Here is a 20,348-nt window from a genome sequence, read left to right as displayed (position 1 = left end):
AACCCGCCGGGAGCCGGTTCAGGCTCCCGCATCCAGCGCCCGGCCGATTTCGCTGATCAGGAAGGTCAACGAATCCGCATTGGCCAGGATCGTATCGATACGCTTGTCCTCATTGGTCATGAACACCTTGCGCGCTTCAGCCAGGGTGCGTACGCCTGTGGTACTCAAAACTTTGGATCGCTGCAGGGAAGTTCCCTGGGAGCTGCCGAAATCCTCATACCCACCGCTCAGGTCGTCTAGCGTCTTGAACAGCATCTCTGTGGGCGTCAGGAGTGAAAGTGCATTGGCACGCAACCCGCAGAGTTCGGTTTTCAGCGTCTGCCCGCCTTGACAGTCGCCATCAATCAAATCGACAAACGGACGCATGCTGTCGAGGTAAACCAAGTCTTCGGTGGATGACCTGATATGAGTGATTTCATGAATCAACGTGGTTGCCCTCGCGTGGGCCGACAGGTTGAACGGGGTTGTTAAATAGGGTTGGTAATGGTCCATCCGTGGGTCGAAGAAGCGCTCCACCAAATAAATTTTATGGTCCCTGTCGTCCGGCAGCGTGAAAGCGAACGATGTGTGCGGGTTTTGGCGATGGCTGCCGCTGACAAACCGCATGGAATTCGGACTGGTCAAGGTGTGATTGGTCAATTCGTCCAGCACATCGTCGACCCGCTTCTCGATGCGCTGCAACTGGCTGAGGGTCAGGTGAGGCACGCCGAACAGCTCGGCAAAAAAAAGTCCGGTCCGGCTTCCGGGGTCGCGACGTCCACCAAAGTGCTGAATGTTGCGCTTGCAGTTCACCGCGTAATAGGTCGCGACATTCAGCGCTTCGTCGATGCACTGTGCCTTCCAGCTTGACAGTGCCCTGATCGCGGGCATGCCGACCGCTTCGATATTGATGCCCTCTCGCTCTGACAGGTACGCGCGCGCCTGGCTTGCATAGCGGCTCAACGTCTTGCCGTAGCGCGGGTTGAGGAGACCCAGGTCCAACACCCACTCGCCCCGTGGGGTGAGTCGCACATAAGGGCCCAGGTGGTCGTCGCTGCTTAAGCGCCAGTATTCGCCTGCGCGTTTTACCGAGTAGACCTTGCCCGCCACCGGTACGTAATCGCGGGCGCCGATCTTGTCCCTGTAGACCTGAGTCAGCGCGCTCTGCGTGAGTGTGTCCAAGGCAACATCATGGTTTTCGAAGACATGCAGATGCGTGCGCTCGGGCGCGGTCATGTCCAGGGCTGCAAACGTCGTGGCGGCCGGCGGTGCGTCTTGCAGCCATTGCTCCAGCGGGACTGGATGTGTGGCCGGTGGCGGTTCGGGAAACAGTTTGTCCAGCGCCTTGCGCAGGGACGCCAGTTCGGCCACGCCGCCGGCAAAGGTCTTGAGTGCGTGTTGCCAGCGGTGCTGCTGCAGGTCTTCGGCAGAGGTTTTGAACAGTGCGTAGCTGCGCCACACTGTCAGCGGATAGACCAGTTTTCCCGCCATGAAACGCACGCCTGCGGCAATCCCCTTGGTCAGCAGACTGGTCACTGCATCCCAGTAGTTTTTGCCCGACGCAGAGAACTGGCTGCCGAGCATCCGCAGCAGCATCTCGCAATTGTCCTTGAATAGTTGATCAAGCACGTTACCGGCGATGGCGTTGGCGCCGAAGCGAATCTCCGAAGGACCTTGAGTCCACTGTTGACTGAGCAAGTTGCGATACGTGGCTTGATGCGCCGGTTCCAATTGGCCGATCACCCATTGCTGCAGTGTGCCGGGGGCGGCGAACGCCTGGAGCAGTGCCGTCTCGTTGGCAAACTCCTTCAGCAGGTGATCAGGGCTGTAGGGTGCATACAGCACCAGCGGCCCGGTAGCCTCGGGTTTCGGGCCGATCAGGTAGCAGCCCAATGCCCGCACGCGCGAGGCGCCCTGTGTGGCGATCAGTTCGAGGGGGCGAACCAGCGCCGTCACGCCATGCACGGTGGCGCGAGCCAGGGCGTCGGGCATATCGAAGATTTGTCGGATAAACCCCCAGGCCGATGCAGACAAGCGTTCATCCAGGGTTTGCTCATGGGCGTATTGCAACACTTGCCAGGGCAACTGCCGGCAGAACAGTTGGCGCCGTGTACGCGCTTGCTCGCCAGGGCCCTTGAGGTGGGTGTTCAGCCATTGTCCATAGAAGCTTTCCACGTCCACCTGGCGGATCAGTTGCTCAATGGCGGAGCCGTCCAGCGTCGCTGGCAGCGGGTCGCCGGTGCGTGAACGGGGGCGGATATCGTCGGCCCGCAACGTCGGCAAGTGCCGCATCGCAAAGTCCGTGAGCGTCTGGGTGTTGCCGGCCAACTCGACCCGTCCGGGAATCAGCACATTGTTCGGGTTCAGCGCTTGCCGGGGAAAACGTGCGTCGAGCAATTCCGAAAGGCGGTCGAATACATGTTCGCGCAGGGGCGTAACGCTATGCAGATAATCACGCTCGTCCGGGGCACTGATGCGGTACTGCTCCACCAGCTCGGCGTGCAGAATCTGCTCGGCGGGTGCCGCCATGCCCAGCCAGACCGGGAGTGCCTGCTGGTTGATCAGCGCCCGCGCCATCGCGATGGCCCTGGGTAAGTTGGACGGCGGTGCGCGCCGGATCAGGGCGTCCACGCACTCCTGAAAGCGCGTGGGGCTCAATCGCAGCGAGAGCAGGTGGTCTATTTCGTCGCGGGTGGCGTCGCTGTAGCTGTGTTGCCGATCGTGCAGCAAGTGCTCGTCAATCCGTTGCAGTGGCCCCAGCTGCCAGGAACGGTGGGGCACGCGCTGGGATATCGGCAGGTTTTCCAGCAGGTGCAGGCGCTGCCGGGGATCTTGCAGGCGCAGGGTCAGGATGTCCCGCAGGCGGGTGATGGATGCAAAGGTTTCGTAGCCGCGCGCGGGGGTCCATAGCACCGCCGTGCCCGAATGGTCCGGGTCCAGGCCGCCGCGCTCGGTCAGCACAAAACAGTTGGCCAGGCCCTGTAGGTCGGCCCCGTTGTCTGGGTGCAGGGTAAGGCTGAACGCATCCGGTATGAACCCGTCCAGGCCATGCCGGGTGAGCCGGCTCATGCCGTCAGGCTGGAGCGAACTGTGCAACAGCACCAGCGCGCGCGGCGGCAGGTTTTTCGCTACGCCCCGCAGTTGCACTTCGCCGTCCAGGCCTTGCAACAGGCCATGACTCAGGTGGGCCAGGTTATTTTTCACTAACATCCCAGGCAAGGCTCCCAGCGTCTGTTGCGCAAAAGTGCCAAGTGCCCGGTCGATAAGCGCATCCACTTCCACTGTCGTCAGGTTGTGCAATTGGAAGGCAGCGCCCTGGTGACGCGGGCCGTAGACACCGGTGTGCGTCGACGCGCCCACGGGCCCGGCCTGTCGCACCAGGCGTGCGATAAAGTGCTCGACCAGGCTCGATGACGCCTGGGGCAGGCGCTCTTCGCGTTCCTCCGCCGCGGAGGCGTACGTGTTGATGTACACCTCGCAAGCCTTGAGGCTAAGCAGCCCTTTGCGCAGCTCGGCCTCCAATGCTTGGGTCGCCAGGTCGCGCAGGGTCGGGTGGCTGGCCTGTTCCTCCACCAGCGCCGCCTCGACGGCCTGCAACCGCTGCAGTTGCAACTTGGCTTTTTCAGCCTGGACCGTCGTCGGGCGCCCGTTGCCCTGGGTGATGGGATGCACCGACCAGCGCCCGCCCGCGTCCTGCTCCAACAGTTGGCTGTCGAGCATGGTGCGTACGTCCAGGGCGCTGTCGAGCAATGCCGCCAGGTTGACGCTGCCGGAGTTGCACCGATACAACCCCAGCGCGTATTCCAGGTTGTCGGCCTGCTTGGCCACGATATCTTCGACCATGGCTTCGAACACGTTGCCAAGGATGGGTTGCCCGCTGACATGCACTTGATCCATAGCGATAAACAGGCTGCGCTCATCCAGGGACAGGAAGTTGAGCAACTCATCTTCATGCCCCGTGGCCTTGAGCATCGACACGAGGGTGTCCTTGAGGTCATTGAGGTCGCCAAGCACCTGCAGGCCCCGGGACTGGGTGTACAGGTAGGCATGCGCATTGCTGATCATCAGGGTGCCGGCCAGGTCGACGAAGTGCTGGAAGGGGGCGTGGATGCGTACCTTTTCGATGCTCAAATCGCCGGAGGCGGCCTGCTGTGCAAGGGCCATGCTGCGCAGTTTCTGCATCTCGTCACTGCTCAGGATCATGCCCTGATGCTTGAACAGCAGGTCGGCGCGGAATTTCTGGCTCATTACCCGTGCACAAAAATGCAGACGGGACTGACCGCCACCGTTGAAGTCTTCGTGCCAGAAGGTCTGCAGCAGATGGTTGAGCAATTTTGAAAGGATGCCGCTGGTGTGTTCGATTACGTTGTCCCAGCGTTGCTGATCCTGGGCACGCTGTGCGTCGGTCAAGGCGCGAAAGTCGCGGCCTGGGTTGGTATAGGTGTGGGTTTGGTCGGCGGGCCAGGCGTGCCGGGCGTAAAAGCGCAACAGCGCCTCGCGCAGTGGCACCGAGTCGACCCAGCGGCTGTCTTCTTCCGGCGACGCACGGCTGAAGAAATCCACCCGTGTATCACGTTGTTCCACATCAGGGAAGTACGGGCGGGCCATGATACCGAGCAGTTTGTCGAGCATGTCAGGCAAGTCTGGCAGCTTGCGCAGCTCACCCAGCATGGCGATCACATTGTGCACTTGCGCGGCGTGGATGGCTTGCTGCTGATCCGGCATCACGGCGCCCGGGATCACGGCGGTTGTCAGCGTCAGGCGTGTGGAGGTCGAGAGTGCCTTCTGATCGCCCAGGGACACGAATTGCAGCAGGTCAGTGCGCTGCTCCGGTTGGCGCAGGCGCGCTGTCACGTCAGCGAGCAGCGCGGCGTGGTTGTCGAACACTTCCAGGCCGCCATAGGGGGTGTAGAGCACCGCCTTGCCAGCGTCGGGCGTCGGGCTCATCACGAACGCGCCGGCCAGCGGCAGGGCGGGTTGGCCCGCAGGAGTGATCAGCAACCGTTCTACGCGCATGGGGAAACCGTGGATCCTGGCGTCCATGCGCGCGTCATGACTGGCGTAGTACAGCGTGTGCAACCAATCCAGATCCTTGAGCGTCAACCCCAGCGCACGCTCCCTTGGCGTAGGTTCCCTGCGTTTGACCGGACCCAGGAATTCATCGAAAAAATACGGCGGTGTGACGTGCGCCATGGTGCGCTCTCCAGCAATGCGGCGGTAGGAGGCGCCACGGTATGCGGCGGCGCGGCGCGGCTGGCGGTAGATAACTGGGGGCGGCCGTTGACAGCGGGCACGGGGCGCGTTGTTTAATCGACGATCTGGATCCTTGTTGTCTCTTCCAATTATAAAATCGGAGCTACAGATGTCTGCCCAGTCCCCGACAGTTGACAATGCCAGCGCGCTTATCGGTTTCGACGAACTCGTGGGGCTGCTGCATGCGGTCTTCGTCAAGCACGGCACCTCGCCGCAGGTAGCGGCGACCCTGGCCCATAACTGCGCCAGCGCCGAGCGCGACGGTGCGCACAGCCATGGCATTTTCCGTATCCCCGGTTACCTCAGCACGCTCGCCAGCGGCTGGGTCGACGGCCAGGCGCTGCCGGTGGTGACCGATGTGGCGAGCGGCTTTGTCCGCGTGGATGCCGGCAATGGCTTTGCCCAACCGGCCCTGGCGGCGGCGCGCGATGTGCTGGTGACCAAGGCGCGCAGCGCGGGGATTGCGTTGCTGGCGATACATAATTCCCATCACTTCGCCGCGCTGTGGCCGGATGTCGAACCCTTCGCCGAAGAAGGGCTGGTGGCGCTGAGCGTGGTCAACAGCATGACCTGCGTGGTGCCCCATGGCGCCGACCGTCCGCTGTTCGGCACCAACCCCATTGCCTTCGCCGCACCGCGCGCGGATGGGCCACCGATCGTGTTCGACCTGGCTACCAGTGCGATTGCCCATGGCGATGTGCAGATCGCCGCGCGCAAGGGCGAGCGCCTGCCGCCGGGCATGGGCGTGGACAGCCTCGGTCAGCCCACCACCGATCCCAGGGCGGTGCTCGAGGGCGGCGCGCTGTTGCCGTTCGGCGGCCACAAGGGGTCGGCGTTGTCGATGATGGTCGAACTGCTGGCGGCGGCTCTGACCGGTGGGCACTTTTCATTCGAATTCAATTGGGCTGACCATCCAGGCGCGCGCACGCCGTGGACCGGGCAGTTGCTGATCGTGATCGATCCAAGCAAGACCGCAGGGCAAAGCTTCGCCGAGCGCAGCCAGGAATTGGTGCGGCAGATGCATGCGGTGGGGCTAAGGCGGTTGCCGGGGGATCGACGTCATCGCACACGGGCGAAGTCGCTGGAGGAGGGGATCGTGGTGGAATTGGATGCGTTGAATCAGTTGCGCGATTGGGCCAGTTGAAACCGCGTCACCGCCGACAGGCAGCGGCGACGCAGAAGCCGTTTAGTTGCGGCGACCCAGCAACAGGCCAACCACCAGGCCGAAGCCTGCCGAGATAGCCACGGTCTGCCACGGGTGGCCACCGATGTAGGTCTCGGTCGCATCGACCACGGGTTTGCTGCGCTCGCGCACGCTGGTCACGGAGTCCATGGCTTGCTTGAGTTTGAGGGCGACCTGCTCGCGCAGAGTCTCGCCTTCTTCGCCAACGAGGCTGGCGCTGCTCTTGAGCAGCTTGTCGGACTCTTCGATCAGCGAAGCGAGTTCGCTGAAGGCTTGGTCCTTGATTTGATCGGCGGCGGTTTGGGCAGCGGTTTTGCGGGCCATGGGGTGACTCCTTGCAAGTGAATGTGGCAGTGAACAATGGAGTCCCCGACCGCCGCAAAAGTTGCAGTTTTTTTGCCGGTGGCGGGGACCGGGCGAAATCCGGATCTTGAAATAGCGACTGTCGGTGTAAGATGTCGCCTATTTGTGCAGCAGGTAATTCAACATGAGCTTCAATCTCGCCAACAAAACCCTCGCCGAGCGCGCCGAGCTGGAAGATGAAAAGTCGCGCCTCTATGACCTGTGGCAAACCAACCTGGGCAAGGCCAAGGGCGAAGCCGCGCGACTGTTCGGCGAGCGCGCCAAGCGCAAGGGCAAATGGGCCGAGTGGGTCCGCGCGGAACTGGACGGCATGTCGCCGCCGGAGTTTTCCAACATGGTGCGCAGCGAAGTCAACAAACTCATGGCGGCGGCGAAGTAAAGCTCGCCACAATCGCCTCGCGCACCTTGAGCAACAGCGGATCGAGCTGAGCCTGGGTGCGCCACCCCAGCTCCACGGGGTAGCGCGGCAGCGCCAGCGGGCAGCGCAGTACGCGCAGCCCAGTCATCTGGGCGATCGCCTGGGCCGCATGCCCGGGAATGGTCGCCACCGCCTGGCTGCCCTTGAGTAAAAACGGCAGGGCGGCGAAGTGGCTGGTCGATGCGCATACGTGGCGGCTCAATCCCTGCGCTGCCAGCCCTTCGTCGGTAATCCCGATAAACCCTCCGGACGACACCAGCACGTGCTCGCGGCTGACGAACTGCTCCAGGCTGATCGTTTCCTGGCCCGGCGCCAGGCTGCCGGCGTCCACCAGGCAACGGTAATCGCCTTCTCCCAGCACCTGTCGACTCAACCGGCCCTGGGCGAACCCGCCGGCGGTAATCGCCAGGTCCAGCGTGCGGTCGAGCAGGGCGCCGGCGACGATCTGGCTGTGGGTCTGGCGAAAGATCACGCGCAACTGCGGCAAACGCTGTGCAATCTGCACCATCAGCCGCCGGCCATAGGCAATCTCAAAGTCATCGGACAGGCCTACCACCACGGAGCGCCCCTGATACTGCGGGTGTACCGGGTCGACCATCGCCAGGCTCTGGCGGCAGCGGTCCAGTGCTTCACTGATCACCGGCTTTAACTGGTTGGCGCGCAAGGTGGGCGCCAGGCCACGGCCGGTGCGCACGAACAGTGGGTCGCCATACACGTCGCGCAGGCGCCGCAGTCCCGCACTGATGGCCGATTGCGTCACGCCCAGGCGCAACGCCGCGCGGCTGGCGCTGGACTCATCGTGCAGGGCTTCGAAGGTTTTCAACAGATTCAGGTCGACCTGGGCGATATTCATCTGGCTCATATCATTCAGTACTGAGGTGGGCTTTATTCATGATTGGGGCTGGCGGGAGAATGGGCAACCCCAAGCCCACTTATCGGAGTGAACGTCATGCCCATTTCTACCGTCGCCGCCCTGCAAATCGGTTCCCTGCCAGGCGGCAAGGCCGACACCCTTGAGCAAATCCTTGGCTATGAAGACGCGATCCGCCGCAGTGGCGCGCAATTGGTGGTAATGCCCGAGGCGCTGCTCGGGGGCTATCCCAAGGGCGAAGGGTTCGGCACCCAATTGGGCTATCGCCTGCCCGAGGGCCGCGAAGCCTTTGCCCGCTACTTCGCCAACGCCATCGACGTACCGGGCGCGGAAACTGAAGCCCTGGCCGGTTTGGCGGCGCGCACCGGCGCCAGCCTCGTGCTGGGAGTGATCGAGCGCAGCGGCAACACATTGTATTGCACTGTGCTGTATTTCGAACCCGCCGGCGGCCTCGTTGCCAAGCACCGCAAGTTGATGCCCACCGGCACCGAGCGGTTGATCTGGGGCAAGGGCGACGGTTCCACCTTGCCGGTGATCGACGCGGCCGTGGGCCGTATTGGCGGCGCGGTGTGCTGGGAAAACATGATGCCGCTGCTGCGCACCGCGATGTATGCCAAGGGCGTAGAGGTCTGGTGCGCACCGACCGTGGACGAGCGCGAGATGTGGCAGGTGAGCATGCGCCATGTGGCCCATGAAGGCCGCTGCTTCGTGGTCAGCGCCTGCCAGGTGCAGGCGTCACCCGCCGCCCTCGGCGTGGAGATTGCCAACTGGCCTTCAGACCGCCCGTTGATCGCAGGCGGCAGCGTGATCGTCGGCCCCATGGGCGACATCCTGGCCGGTCCGCTGGTGGGCGAAGCGGGATTGCTGACGGCACGGATCGATACCGACGACCTGGTGCGCGCGCGATATGACTACGACGTGGTGGGGCATTACGCACGGCCGGATGTGTTCGAACTGGTGGTGGATGAGCGCGCCAAGCCAGGCGTGCGCTCTATCACGGACTGAAGCGTTGGCGGGAAGGTTGGGGAGGGCTTGCCCCCGATGGCGGTATCGGTCGGTTGCACCGGCTTACCACGTCGCGCTGTCAGGCATATCCAACGTGCCTCGGTCAACGAAACGCATGGTGCCGAACAGTCCGCCGGCCAGTTTGCCCCGCAGCACATAGGGCAGGTTGTTCAAACTCTGGGTCTGGCTCAGGCCCAGGGTCTGACGCAGCACCGAAAATGCCGAAACGCTCACCGGCACCGTCAGAACGGTCTCGGAGAAGCGAGGGATGCTGCCGACCTGGTCGCTCACGCCGGAGGCCAGCGGCCGGCCGTTGACTTCCAGGTCGAGAGCCACGCCGTTGTAGTCGATCGCCGTTTCGTTGGGGTTCTGTACCCGCAGTTTGACGGCGAAGCGCACTTCCAGATCCTGGCTTTGCAGCGGTTCGATACCTACCACGTTGATGTTCACCGGGTCGCGGTTCGGGAACAGCGCGCAGGCGCTCAGGGTCAGCAGCAGCAGCGATAGCACCATGAGCTTGCGCATGTGGGGGGCTCCTATTTCGTGATGTCCGGGTCTTGCATCACCTTGAGGGTCGAGGACTCCGGATCGAATTCATCCTCTTCCAGCTCTATGAACTCTTCGGGCAGGAAAATGTTCAGCAGGATGGCACAGAACGCTCCTACAGTGATTGGCGACTCGAAGATGTTATGCAGCGCCTTGGGCAGCTCTCGCAGCACTTCCGGCACGGCCGCGACGCCCAGGCCCATGCCCAGGGAAATCGCCACGATCAGCACGTTGCGCCGGTGCAGACCGGCTTCGGCGAGGATCTTGATGCCGGCCACGGCCACGGTGCCGAACATGATCAGCGTGGCGCCGCCCAGTACCGGTTTGGGCATCAGTTGCAGCACCGCGCCGATCATCGGGAACAGCCCCAGCAACACCAGCAAGCCGGCGATGAAGTACGCCACATAGCGGCTGGCCACGCCGGTCAGCTGGATCACGCCGTTGTTCTGGGCGAAGGTCACCATCGGCAAGCTGTTGAACGTGGCGGCCATCGCCGAGTTGAGGCCGTCGGCCAGCAGGCCGGACTTGATGCGCTTGATATACAGCGAGCCCTTGACCGGCTGCTGGGAAATCATCGAGTTGGCGGTCAGGTCGCCGGCGGCTTCCAACGGTGAAATCAGGAAGATCACCGCCACCGGAATAAACGCCACCCAGTCGAACGAAAACCCGTACTTGAACGGCACCGGCACGCTGATCAACGGCACCTGGGGCAGCGCCGCCATGTCGACGCGGCCCATCCACCAGGCCACCACAAAGCCCAGGGTCAGCCCGATCACGATCGAACCCAGGCGCAGGAACGGGTTATTGAAGCGGTTGAGCACTACGATAGTCAGCAACACCAGCGCCGCCAGGCCCATATTGCCGGCCGCGCCGAGGTCGCTGGCACCGAAACCGCCGGCCATGTCGGTGACCGCCACTTTGATCAACGACAGGCCCATCAAGGTGATGATGGTGCCGGTCACCACCGGGGTGATGAGTTTGCGCAATTTGCCGATGAACTGGCTGAGCACCACTTCGATAAACGCCGCGAAGAAGCAGATGCCGAAGATCGTCGAGAGGATTTCATCGGTGCCGCCGCCGCGGGCCTTGACCATGAAGCCGGCACTGAGGATCACGCTGATAAACGAAAAGCTGGTGCCCTGCAGGCACAACAGGCCCGAACCGATGGGGCCGAACCGGCGCGCCTGTACAAAGGTGCCCAGGCCCGAGACGAACAGCGCCATGCTGACCAGGTACGGCACTTCGCTTTCCAGGCCAAGCACGCCACCGACGATCAGGGTCGGGGTGATGATGCCGACAAAACTGGCCAGCACATGCTGCAACGCAGCAAAGAGTGCCGCGCTGAAGTGCGGACGGTCTTCCAGGCCGTAGATCAGGTCGGATTTATAGCGGGGGCGGGGGGCTTGAGCGTCAGACAAAGTAGGGGCCCGGGGTCGGAGAAGGGAGGCGCAGGATGCCAGAAAGCGCTGGTCGTCAGAAGTGTAAAAAAATATTTATAAGTGCCCTGCATAAAATCCCGATCCTTGCCGATACTGCTTATAGGCCCACCTATCAAAAACAACAGTGGTGACCAGGCTCAGGGCAGCGCGTTGACGCTGACTGATCGTTTTGCGGCACGGATGCGCGCAGACACTCTATTCGGGAACTCTTCTATGTCGCTTCGTCATTTGAATATCGCTCCTCGCGCTTCGCTGGGTTTCGCCTTCATCGCGCTGCTGGTCGTGGTGCTGGGCGGGTTCGCGGCCAATCGCATGAGCCTGATTCGCCAGGCTTCGGTGGATATGAACAGCAATCAGCTGCCCAGCGTCACGTACCTTGGGCAGGTGACTGAAAATGTGTTGCGCATGCGCATATTGTCGTTTCGCGTGCTGGTCAACCGTGATCCCGCCGCGCTGAAAGAAGCCGAAACCCGCATCGGTGTGCTGGTCGATAAAGCAAAGACTGCCCAGGCCGGTTACGCGGCCTTGCCCGCCGGCCCGGAAGAGGCGGCGCTGTACAAGACCTTCGTGACCACCCTGGACAACTACCTCAAGGCCCAGGCCGACATGCTCAGCCTGTCCAGGGACGGCAAGATTGATGAGATGCGCACCCTGATCAACACCCGGATCAAGGACGGCACCGACCAGATGGGCGAGCAGTTGAACAAGTTGATTGCGCTCAATGGCGCCGCGGCCAAGCAAGCCAATGACGTGGCAGGCCAGAGCTACACCAGCGCGATCACCGGGATCGTGGTGGTCTCGGTCGCCGCCGCGCTGCTGACGGTATTGCTGGCCTGGCTGCTGACCCGCAGCATCGTCACGCCGCTGCGCAAAGCCGTGCAGATGGCCGAGACTATTGCCGGCGGCAACCTCAGCAGCGTAATCGAGGACGACGGCAAGGATGAGCCGGCACGTTTGCTCGGCGCCTTGTCGACCATGCAGACCAACCTGCGCCAGACCATCCGCCATATCGCCGGCTCGGCCACTCAACTGGCGTCGGCGGCCGAAGAGTTGAGCGCGGTTACCGAGGAAGCGTCTCGCGGCTTGCAGCAACAGAACGACGAAATCGATCAGGCCGCCACGGCGGTCAACGAGATGACCGCAGCGGTGGAAGAAGTGGCGCGCAACGCGGTGTCCACCTCCGAAGCCTCGCACCAGTCCAACCAGGCTGCGCGTGAAGGCCGCGACCGTGTAGTGCAGACCGTCGACGCGATCCAGACCATGACCCACGACGTGCAAAGCACTGCCGCCATGATCGAGGGCCTGGCCACCCAGGGGCGTGACATTGGTAAGGTGCTCGACGTGATCCGCGCGATTGCCGAGCAGACCAACCTGCTGGCGCTCAACGCCGCCATCGAAGCGGCACGCGCCGGTGAAGCCGGGCGCGGTTTTGCGGTGGTGGCCGACGAAGTGCGGGCGCTGGCCCATCGCACCGCGCAGTCGACCCAGGAAATCGAAAAAATGGTCGCCGGCATCCAGAACGGTACCGGCGAGGCCGTGCAATCGATGCAGCAGAGCAACCAGCGCACCCAGGACACATTGGAAATGGCGCGCGCCGCCGGCGTGGCGCTGGAGCAGATCACCCAGTCCATCAGCCTGATCAACGAACGCAACCTGGTAATCGCCAGCGCCTCGGAAGAACAGGCTCAAGTGTCCCGCGAAGTGGACCGCAACCTGGTCAATATCCGCGACCTGGCGTCCCAGTCCACCTCCGGCGCCAACCAGACCAGCGCCGCCAGCCATGAACTGTCGCGCCTGGCGGTGGACTTGAACGCGATGGTGGCCAAGTTTGTGATCTGACCCTGCCCGGTGGGAGGGGGCTCTACACCCCCTCTCATCAAAGCTGATCGGTGTTTGCCTTCAGTGTGCCTATTGCTTAAAGGCGGCCGGGTTGACCAGGTTCTTCGGCGTCTGGCCCGCCAAAGCCGCCAGCAGGTTATCCACCGCACATTTGGCCATGGCCTCGCGCGTTTCATGGGTCGCCGAGCCGATGTGGGGCGTGGCCACCACGTTGTTCAACCGCAGCAGCGGCGAGCTGTGATCCAGCGGTTCCTTTTCGAACACATCCAGCCCCGCCGCGCGGATCGTGCGTTGCTGCAACGCCTCGACCAGCGCCGCTTCATCCACCACTTTGCCGCGGGAAATGTTGATAAAGATCGTGTCCGGGCCCATCAGCGCAAACTGCTCGGCGCCGATCAGCTTTTCGGTCTCGGCGGTCAGCGGCAGGGTCAGGCAGACGAAATCGGCCTGTTGCAGCAAGTCTTCGAGACTGCGGTACTGCGCGCCGAAGCGCTCCTCGACCCGTGGCTTGGGCGAGTGGCTGTGGTAGAGCACCGGCATGCCGAAGCCGAAATGCCCGCGTTGGGCCAGGGCTTCGCCGATGCGGCCCATGCCGATGATGCCCAGGGTCTTGCCGTGCACATCGCTGCCGAAATGCGCCGGGCCAATGTTCTTGTGCCATTGCCCTGCGCGAACCATATCGGCCAGTTCCACCACACGGCGCGCGGTGGCCAGGATCAGCGCGAAACCGGTGTCGGCGGTGGTTTCGGTAAGCACGTCCGGGGTGTTGCTGAGCAGGATGCCGCGCCGGGTGAGGTAGTCGATGTCGTAGTTGTCGACCCCCACCGAGACGCTCGCCACCGCCTCCAGCTGCGGCGCCAGGTCCAGCAAGTGCGCGTCCAGGCGCAGGCTGGCGCCCAGCAGGCCGTGGGCGCTCGGCAGGGCGTCGCGCAGCTTGGCCAGGCCGGTGTCATCCAGAGCTTCGATCAGGGTCACGTCCACCTGCTCGTGCAGGCGCGCCATCAACGGCGCGGAGAGTTTTTTATACAGCACCACAGACTTTTTCATTGGGCTTTCACCTTCAATTCAAGGGTTGGCAGCGGCGCGCGTTCACGGTCGCTGGCGCCGGGCTTGAGGAAAATCGTCAGCACCACCGACAGCAGCAGCGCGCCGCTCATCAACAGGTACGAAGCGCCCGGCGAACCGGTGCTGCTGTTGAGGTAACCCACCAGGTATGAGCCGCCGAACGAGCCGAGGGCGCCCATGCTGTTGATCAGCGCCATGGCGCCGCCGGCAACATTGGCCGGCAGGATTTCCGGCACGATGGCGAAGAACGGACCGTATGGCGCGTACATGCACGCCCCGGCAATCACCAACAGGGTGTAGGACCACCAGAAATGTTCGGCGCCGAGCACGTAGGAGGCATAGAACGCGATGGAAGCGATCAGCAGTGGCGGCCACACAAAGCGTTTGCGTTTTTGCAGCTTGTCCGACCCCCAGCTCACCACCAGCATGCCGATCACCGCCGCCAGGTAAGGCAATGCCGACAGCCAGCCGGCCTCGACCATGTCCATCTGCAGGCCTTTTTTGAGGATCGACGGCAGCCACAGCACAAAGCCGTACACCCCGATGCTCCAGCAAAAGAACTGCAAGGCCAGAATGATTACCTTGGGCGAGCGGAAGGCTTCGGCGTAGTTCTTCACCGCCTTGATGCCGACCTGTTCGGCGGCCAGGGCGGTTTCCAGTTCCTGCTTTTGCCCGTCGCTCAACCAGGTGGCGTCCTTGGGACGTTCATCGGCCAGCTTCCACCAGATAAACGCCCACAGCACCGCCGGCAGGCCCTCGATGATAAACATCCAGCGCCAGCTGAAATGCTGCACCAGATAGCCCGAAACCACCGACATCCACAACATGGTCACCGGGTTGCCGAGGATCAGGAAGGTGTTGGCCCGCGAGCGTTCGGCGCGGGTAAACCAGTGGCACAGGTACACCAGCATCGCCGGCATCACCGCGGCTTCCACCACGCCGAGTAGAAAGCGGATGGCGATCAGCATATAGGCGTTGGACACCACGCCGGTGAGGGTGGCGAGACCGCCCCACAGGATCAGGCTGACAAAAATCAGTTTCTTGACGCTGCGCTTTTGCGCGTAGATCGCCCCCGGCACCTGGAAGAAAAAGTAGCCGAGGAAGAACAGTGCCCCCAGCAACGACGACATGCCGGGGGTGATCATCAGGTCTTCGGCCATCCCGGAGGCGGCGGCGAAGCCATAGTTGGCACGATCCAGGTACGCCAGACTGTAGGTGATAAACACGATAGGCATGATGTACCACCAGCGGCGGGTGGCGAGTTTCACGGTTTCCATGGGCTTGCTCCTGAGCTTGTTGTAGTTGTGGCAACAGGTCGTTGGGGGTCAGGCGACGGATCGGCCGAGCAGGTCGGCGCGGGTGGGCAGGCCTTCCATGTCGCCGCGACTCTGCACGGCGCGGCTGCCGACCCAATTACCGCGACGCACGGCTTCGGGAAAGCTGAGTTTTTCCAGCAGGGCACTGATCATGCCCACGGCAAAGCCGTCGCCGGCGCCTACGGTGTCGACGACGTTCTCCACCGGCACGGCGGCGATAAAGCCCTGGTCCAGCTGTGTGCGGTAATAGGCCCCGTCCGCGCCGAGCTTGATCGCCACGGCTTCGGCGCCCTGGTCGAGGTAGAACGCGGCTATGTCGGCCGGATCATCGAAACCGGTGAGCAAGCGACCTTCGCCCAGGCCCGGCAAAACCCAGTCGGCCAGACCGGCGAGGGCGTTGATCTCGGCAATCATCTGCGCCTGGCTGGCCCACAGCGACGGGCGCAGGTTGGGATCGAACGACACGCTGCGCCCGGCTTGGCGCATTTGCGTCATCAGCGCGCGGGACAGCTCGCCGGTGGCTGGCGATAACGCCGGCGGAATGCCAGTGGCGTGCAGATGGCGGGCCTGCAGCAGCGCAGGGCTGATGTCGGCGACGGACAGATGGCTGGCGGCTGAGCCCTTGCGGAAATATTCCACCTGGGGATCGGCACCGGCTTCTTCGCGGGATTTGAATTGAAACCCGGTGGGGTGCAGCGGGTCGACGGCGACGTGCCGACAGTCCAGGCCTTCGTGGCTGAGGGTATCCACCACAAAGCGGCCCAGGGAATCATCGCCCACCCGGCTCAGCCAGGCCACGTTGAAGCCCAGCCGCGACAAGCCGATGGCGACGTTGCTGTCGGCCCCGGCGATGCGTTTGTGGAACTGGCGGACCTGCGCCAGATCGCCGGTCTGCTCGGCGACGAACATCGCCATGGTTTCTCCAAACGACAGCACATCGATCTCAGACATGGGTGTTCTCCGCGCCAGGTTGACCAAGCACGGCGAGGCTGGCGACCTGGCGTGCGGTGACATCGAGCAGGTCGTCGCCCTGCAGCGGGAATTCCACTGCCCGTGTAATCCCTTGAGTCATATGGGTGAGCAGTTGTTCCCACAGATGCAGGTCGGTGGCACCCGGCGGCAGCGCCACCAGTTTGCCGTCCGCGCGACGGGCCACGGCCTTGCAGTGCAGGTAGTCCACGTGGCGGCCCAACAGGCGCGCGGCGGTGAGCGCGGACTGGTCCTGCCATTGCCAGTTGCCGATGTCGAAGGTCATTTTGATCGGCAGGCCCAGGCGTTCGACTTCGCTGAAAAAACGTTGCATGGGTTCGATACGGCCGCCGTGCAGGGTCTGGTCGTTTTCCACCAGCAATTGCACCGGGTGTCGGTTGAGCAGGGCGTGCAGGCTTTGCAGGTCATTGGTGTCGGTGAAGTAGCCCAGGGAGACTTTCAGCCAGCGCGCGCCGAAGGCCTGGGCGCGGTCCAGCGTGGCGCTCAATTGGGTATTCGGCTGGGCGCGGCCGGCGACCCATAGCTCCAACGGCGATGAGAACACGGCTTCCAGGCCTTCTGCGGCCACCGCATCAGCCAGCTCGGCGGGTTGCTCAACGGTCAGCAGTTCTTCACGCCATTCGATGCGCCGGGCGCCGGCCTGTGCCAGTAATTGGACAAAACTCAACTGGCCCTGTTGGCGGACCAGATCGGCGCCGTAGCTGGAAAGGCTGATGGAAACGGGGTATTTGTGCATTGTTTTTGTACCTCTGAAACCGGTTTCATTTTTGTTCAAAAAAACGGTCATTCCTGGCGGCGCGTGGTGGAGCCTCGGATGACGAGTTGGGGCAGGAAATCCAGGGTGCGGGTCGGCTCGGTGTCGCCGCGCAGGCGCTTGAGCAGACAGTCGAACGCACTGGCGCCGATGGCCTCGGTGGGTTGGGCGAGGGCGGTGATGCCATTGCCTACCAGCGGGTACCAGTCCAAGTCATCCAGGGCGATCAGGCCGACATCGCCGAACAGGTCGCACCCCAATGCCTTGAGCGCGCGGGTGCAGGCCAGCGCGGCGACGCCGTTGGCACAGAACAGCGCCTTGGGGCCGGGGGTGGAAAGAAAATTGCCCAGATGGGCTTCAAGCGCGTCGTCCAGTTCCAGCACGGCGCCGTTCAATGCCGGGCGGCGGGCGATCTCGGCCTTGAAACTGGCCAGGCGCTCCAGGCGCGAGCTGGTGCCGTCAGTGGCTTCGCTGATCAGCAGCAGCTCGCGGTAGCCCTGTTGCTCCAGATGGTGCACGGCCATGCGTACCGCTGCCGGGTTATCCAGGCCCACCAGGTCGCTGCGCAGCGGCTCGACTTTGCGGTCCACCAGCACCAGGGGCATTTCCCGTTGCAGTTCCAGCAGTTGGTCGAGGTGATGGCCGAGGGTGTTCACGATCAGGCCTTCGATGTTGTACGAGCGCAGTGCCGCCAGGTGCTGGCGCTCCTGCTCGTCGTCGCGGTCGGTGTTGCACACCACCAGGCTGTAGCCGTGCTGGCGGCAGGCGGTTTCGACGCCGTGCATCACGGCGATGGAATAGGGGTTGCGGATATCGGCCACCAGCATGCCGATCAGACGGGTGCGGCCACGTTTGAGGCCTCGCGCCATCTGGTTGGGGCGGTAGCCGAGTTGGTCGATGGCCTGCTCGATGCGCTGGGCAATGGCATCCGAGAGCAGGGCGCGGTCTTCACCGATGAAACGCGAGACGCTGGCCTTGGACACGCCGGCGTGGCGGGCAACGTCGAGCATGGTCACGCGGCTGCGCTGGGCGGCGGAAAAAGTGGTCACGTGAGACGGCCTTTATTATTGGGAAGCTTCATATAAGCGGCGGCTGAAACCGGTTTCATGGAACACGTTATAACGCAGGTCGTCAAGGAAATGATGGTTTGGCCCAGACACGCCATTCCGACGAGTGGCCGCGCCACCTGTTATTTCTGACAGTTTCGCAGGCGCGTCGTTGAGTATTTAATTTCCTCACGTTGCAACCTGCCGCATCATTGAGGGAGTCGTCATGTCTCGCACACACATTCCTGGCACCAAGACCGATGATTCAGCGCTTCCCGGGGTGCTGAGCCTGCTCCCGATACGCATTCCCGGTGTTAACCCTGCGGATCCCACTGGCTTGATACCGGCGGGGCTGATGCTTGCGCCGCTTCGAGTGTTGATCCCAATGTGGGCGCCGCCCCCTGAGCCGTTGGACACACCCCATATTCTCAAGCTCTTTTGGGCGAGGGCCGGTGTGGTGGTTTATTCCGACGATCTAGTCGTCAACTCGCCGCCGCCGTTCCCTGCCGAGCACGAGATGTTCATACCGTTAGTAGTGCTGCGTGCGCAGTCTGGCCCGGTTGAATTGTACTACTCAGTCACTGATTCATTTGGTGGAGAGACTGTTCTCGATCCCAAACGAACACTGACAGTCGATATGAACGCCCCGCAGTTGCTGAACCCGGCGGATCACCTGGAGTTTGTTGTAACACCTTCACCCGTCATGGATGAGGACTACTTGAGCAATAATCCGCAAGTAGCGTTTGAAGTCCCTGTTTATACGGGGCGGGATGACGGCGACGTCGTTCATTTTTATCTGTCGAACTTAGCCAATCCTCCCATTGCGGGGGAGGACGGTACGTATGAGCTGGTCTCCAGCACTGATCCCTTGATCGCTGTGTTGCCTGCCGATGTGTTTCGCACACTGAGTAACGGTGCCGCGTACATTTTCTTCCGGATTTTTGATAGGGCCGGCAACTTCAGCGACCGCAGTGCGGGTCTACCGTTTCAATTGGCATTGACCCCACTGCCGGGTAACTTGCCTTTGCCGCAAATTGTCCCGCCTCGCTACGACGACTTACTGATCAATCGCGAAGACGCCAGGGCCGGAGTGTTTGTCAGGATACGTGCTTACACCGGCTGGGCGCCCACGGATCATGTCATCGTGTATTGGAAAGGCCGCCCCACCGCCGTGCAACCAGTCAACGGTTTTCCCTGTGACGTCGAGATACCGTGGAGTGTCTTGCGCGGCCCCCTGACTGCCGTATTAATCGCCGAAACGATTCCGGTCCGCTATGAAATCATCCGTGGCGTGCTGCCACCGTTTCCGTCCTTCAATATTCTGGTGAATGTAAACCTGACTGTCGCCGGGCAGGACCATGCCAATGCGCCGGCACTGCTTAATCCGGAGTTGCCCATCGCGCAAGTGTGGGGGTTAACCTCCAACACTCAGAACGTTGTCAACCATCTTGACAACCCGGCAGGCGCACGCGCTCGTGTGCTGCTTTATGAGAACCCCGAGCCCGGACAGATTCTTCGGTTCTTTTGGAATGGGGCAGGGCCGGTCGCTACCTACACCGTACAATTTGGGGATGTAGAAGGGCAGCTGGTGTTTTCCAGCGTGATTCCCTGGGCCGTAATGGAAGGCGTCATTAACCCGGCCTTGCCGGTGCATTACACCACCAGCAACGGGGTTAATGATCAGCGCTCTTCCAATACGTTGGTGAATGTCAACACGGGGGCGCTGCTTCAATTTAACGCCCCCGTGCTTAAACACTCGTTGGTGGGCCCCGCCGCTAAATTGGCGTGCTGTTCCAAGCCTGAAATTTTCGATGGCGTTGGCTGGCATGTCTTGCCCGATCCGCGATTTGAGCTTAACGATGTGGTGAGGCTGTTGTGGGAAGGCTTCCCTAATAATGGATGGGAACCGCCGGTTATTGATGAGTCCAGATACGCCGAAAACCAGACATTCTTCACGTTGGAACAATTGGAGAGTGGCTTGCATTTCCTTGTTCAGCCCTATGAAGAAAAAGTGGTTCCAATGCGCGACCACGGTACCGCGCAAGTTTGGTTCCAAGTAAGGCGTGGCGGTGCACTCATTGGTGAATCATTGCCTAGACGTATCCGTATCGATCTCAACTATCCTGCGGGCGGGTATTGCCAGGCAGGCGATGAGATTCAGTGCTCAAACGACGGAGACCCGACCCGCGTTGAGGCTAAGAACAACTAGAGGCTCATTCCGATCTGGTAATAACGTTGTAATCAGCTGTTTGTTTAAAGTAAATCGCCCCACCGGTGAGGC

Annotated in this window: 15 protein-coding genes; 5 read left to right on the top strand and 10 right to left on the bottom strand. The window is 62.3% G+C overall.

What is annotated here, in order from left to right; genetic code table 11:
- Positions 1-18 precede the first annotated feature (18 nt).
- Positions 19-5,172 (bottom strand): dermonecrotic toxin domain-containing protein, encoded by a 5,154-nt coding sequence (locus OSC50_RS13415; RefSeq protein ID WP_266249032.1) that lies wholly within the window; start codon positions 5,170-5,172, stop codon positions 19-21.
- A gap of 169 nt (positions 5,173-5,341) precedes the next feature.
- On the opposite strand from OSC50_RS13415, the gene OSC50_RS13410 reads away from it, so the two are divergent.
- Complete coding sequence (locus tag OSC50_RS13410; RefSeq protein WP_181077269.1) at positions 5,342-6,376, top strand: Ldh family oxidoreductase; 1,035 nt, start codon at positions 5,342-5,344, stop codon at positions 6,374-6,376.
- Between the two features lie 42 nt (positions 6,377-6,418).
- Here the strand turns inward: OSC50_RS13410 and OSC50_RS13405 are convergent, their stop codons facing one another.
- A complete protein-coding gene (locus tag OSC50_RS13405) occupies positions 6,419-6,739 on the bottom strand; it encodes an ElaB/YgaM/YqjD family protein (RefSeq protein WP_253507009.1) in 321 nt (106 codons plus the stop codon).
- Positions 6,740-6,902: 163 nt separating this feature from the next.
- Between OSC50_RS13405 and OSC50_RS13400 the strand changes: the two genes are divergently transcribed.
- A complete protein-coding gene (locus OSC50_RS13400; RefSeq protein WP_003190904.1) occupies positions 6,903-7,157 on the top strand; it encodes a hypothetical protein in 255 nt (84 codons plus the stop codon).
- Here the strand turns inward: OSC50_RS13400 and OSC50_RS13395 are convergent.
- Entirely contained in the window at positions 7,138-8,049 is a 912-nt protein-coding gene (locus tag OSC50_RS13395; RefSeq protein ID WP_181077366.1) for a LysR family transcriptional regulator, read from the bottom strand. The two genes, OSC50_RS13400 and OSC50_RS13395, sit on opposite strands and share 20 nt — an antisense overlap.
- Before the next feature lie 96 nt (positions 8,050-8,145).
- Here OSC50_RS13395 and OSC50_RS13390 point away from each other — a divergent pair, with 96 nt between their 5' ends.
- Positions 8,146-9,072 carry a carbon-nitrogen hydrolase family protein gene (locus OSC50_RS13390; RefSeq protein ID WP_181077273.1) on the top strand — a complete coding sequence of 309 codons (927 nt, stop codon included), beginning with the start codon at positions 8,146-8,148 and terminating at the stop codon, positions 9,070-9,072.
- 63 nt (positions 9,073-9,135) lie between these two features.
- On the opposite strand, the gene OSC50_RS13385 is transcribed toward OSC50_RS13390, so the two are convergent.
- Positions 9,136-9,597 carry an LEA/WHy family protein gene (locus OSC50_RS13385; RefSeq protein ID WP_266249035.1) on the bottom strand — a complete coding sequence of 154 codons (462 nt, stop codon included), beginning with the start codon at positions 9,595-9,597 and terminating at the stop codon, positions 9,136-9,138.
- Between the two features lie 11 nt (positions 9,598-9,608).
- Positions 9,609-11,036, bottom strand: coding sequence for a nucleobase:cation symporter-2 family protein (locus tag OSC50_RS13380; protein ID WP_253507017.1), 1,428 nt, complete (start codon positions 11,034-11,036; stop codon positions 9,609-9,611).
- A 201-nt stretch (positions 11,037-11,237) separates the two neighbouring features.
- On the opposite strand from OSC50_RS13380, the gene OSC50_RS13375 reads away from it, so the two are divergent.
- On the top strand, positions 11,238-12,896 hold the full coding sequence (locus OSC50_RS13375) for a methyl-accepting chemotaxis protein (RefSeq protein ID WP_434085305.1): 1,659 nt from the start codon (positions 11,238-11,240) through the stop codon (positions 12,894-12,896).
- Between the two features lie 69 nt (positions 12,897-12,965).
- Here the strand turns inward: OSC50_RS13375 and OSC50_RS13370 are convergent, their stop codons facing one another.
- Genes OSC50_RS13370 through OSC50_RS13350 form a run of 5 tightly spaced genes read right to left on the bottom strand, consistent with a single transcriptional unit; the run spans position 12,966 to position 18,070 of the window.
- Positions 12,966-13,943: a 2-hydroxyacid dehydrogenase gene (locus OSC50_RS13370; RefSeq protein ID WP_181077281.1), complete on the bottom strand. Its 978-nt coding sequence runs from the start codon at positions 13,941-13,943 to the stop codon at positions 12,966-12,968.
- Positions 13,940-15,238: an MFS transporter gene (locus OSC50_RS13365; protein ID WP_181077282.1), complete on the bottom strand. Its 1,299-nt coding sequence runs from the start codon at positions 15,236-15,238 to the stop codon at positions 13,940-13,942. The genes OSC50_RS13370 and OSC50_RS13365 overlap by 4 nt, the downstream gene beginning before the upstream one ends.
- Positions 15,239-15,286: 48 nt before the next feature.
- A complete protein-coding gene (locus OSC50_RS13360) occupies positions 15,287-16,228 on the bottom strand; it encodes a sugar kinase (protein ID WP_181077284.1) in 942 nt (313 codons plus the stop codon).
- The gene (locus tag OSC50_RS13355; RefSeq protein ID WP_266249039.1) at positions 16,221-17,003 is read right to left on the bottom strand and encodes a sugar phosphate isomerase/epimerase family protein; all 783 of its coding nucleotides are present in this window, start codon (positions 17,001-17,003) and stop codon (positions 16,221-16,223) included. The genes OSC50_RS13360 and OSC50_RS13355 overlap by 8 nt, the downstream gene beginning before the upstream one ends.
- A 47-nt stretch (positions 17,004-17,050) precedes the next feature.
- The gene (locus tag OSC50_RS13350) at positions 17,051-18,070 is read right to left on the bottom strand and encodes a LacI family DNA-binding transcriptional regulator (protein WP_286670850.1); all 1,020 of its coding nucleotides are present in this window, start codon (positions 18,068-18,070) and stop codon (positions 17,051-17,053) included.
- A 223-nt stretch (positions 18,071-18,293) separates the two neighbouring features.
- On the opposite strand from OSC50_RS13350, the gene OSC50_RS13345 reads away from it, so the two are divergent.
- Positions 18,294-20,276 carry a hypothetical protein gene (locus tag OSC50_RS13345; protein ID WP_266249040.1) on the top strand — a complete coding sequence of 661 codons (1,983 nt, stop codon included), beginning with the start codon at positions 18,294-18,296 and terminating at the stop codon, positions 20,274-20,276.
- Positions 20,277-20,348 lie beyond the last annotated feature (72 nt).

It is taken from the genome of Pseudomonas quebecensis (assembly GCF_026410085.1).
Taxonomy (GTDB): domain Bacteria; phylum Pseudomonadota; class Gammaproteobacteria; order Pseudomonadales; family Pseudomonadaceae; genus Aquipseudomonas; species Aquipseudomonas quebecensis.
This window is presented reverse-complemented; position numbering and strand designations above follow the sequence as displayed.

Bases quoted from the DNA above. Each gene is read 5' to 3' on its own strand.
- OSC50_RS13400 (WP_003190904.1), top strand. From the start codon at position 6,903: ATGAGCTTCAATCTCGCCAACAAAACCCTCGCCGAGCGCGCCGAGCTG.
- OSC50_RS13370 (WP_181077281.1), bottom strand. From the start codon at position 13,943: ATGAAAAAGTCTGTGGTGCTGTATAAAAAACTCTCCGCGCCGTTGATG.
- OSC50_RS13365 (WP_181077282.1), bottom strand. From the start codon at position 15,238: ATGGAAACCGTGAAACTCGCCACCCGCCGCTGGTGGTACATCATGCCT.
- OSC50_RS13415 (WP_266249032.1), bottom strand. From the start codon at position 5,172: ATGGCGCACGTCACACCGCCGTATTTTTTCGATGAATTCCTGGGTCCG.
- OSC50_RS13355 (WP_266249039.1), bottom strand. From the start codon at position 17,003: ATGCACAAATACCCCGTTTCCATCAGCCTTTCCAGCTACGGCGCCGAT.
- OSC50_RS13390 (WP_181077273.1), top strand. From the start codon at position 8,146: ATGCCCATTTCTACCGTCGCCGCCCTGCAAATCGGTTCCCTGCCAGGC.
- OSC50_RS13410 (WP_181077269.1), top strand. From the start codon at position 5,342: ATGTCTGCCCAGTCCCCGACAGTTGACAATGCCAGCGCGCTTATCGGT.
- OSC50_RS13405 (WP_253507009.1), bottom strand. From the start codon at position 6,739: ATGGCCCGCAAAACCGCTGCCCAAACCGCCGCCGATCAAATCAAGGAC.
- OSC50_RS13395 (WP_181077366.1), bottom strand. From the start codon at position 8,049: ATGAATATCGCCCAGGTCGACCTGAATCTGTTGAAAACCTTCGAAGCC.
- OSC50_RS13375 (WP_434085305.1), top strand. From the start codon at position 11,238: ATGCGCGCAGACACTCTATTCGGGAACTCTTCTATGTCGCTTCGTCAT.
- OSC50_RS13385 (WP_266249035.1), bottom strand. From the start codon at position 9,597: ATGCGCAAGCTCATGGTGCTATCGCTGCTGCTGCTGACCCTGAGCGCC.
- OSC50_RS13345 (WP_266249040.1), top strand. From the start codon at position 18,294: ATGTCTCGCACACACATTCCTGGCACCAAGACCGATGATTCAGCGCTT.
- OSC50_RS13360 (WP_181077284.1), bottom strand. From the start codon at position 16,228: ATGTCTGAGATCGATGTGCTGTCGTTTGGAGAAACCATGGCGATGTTC.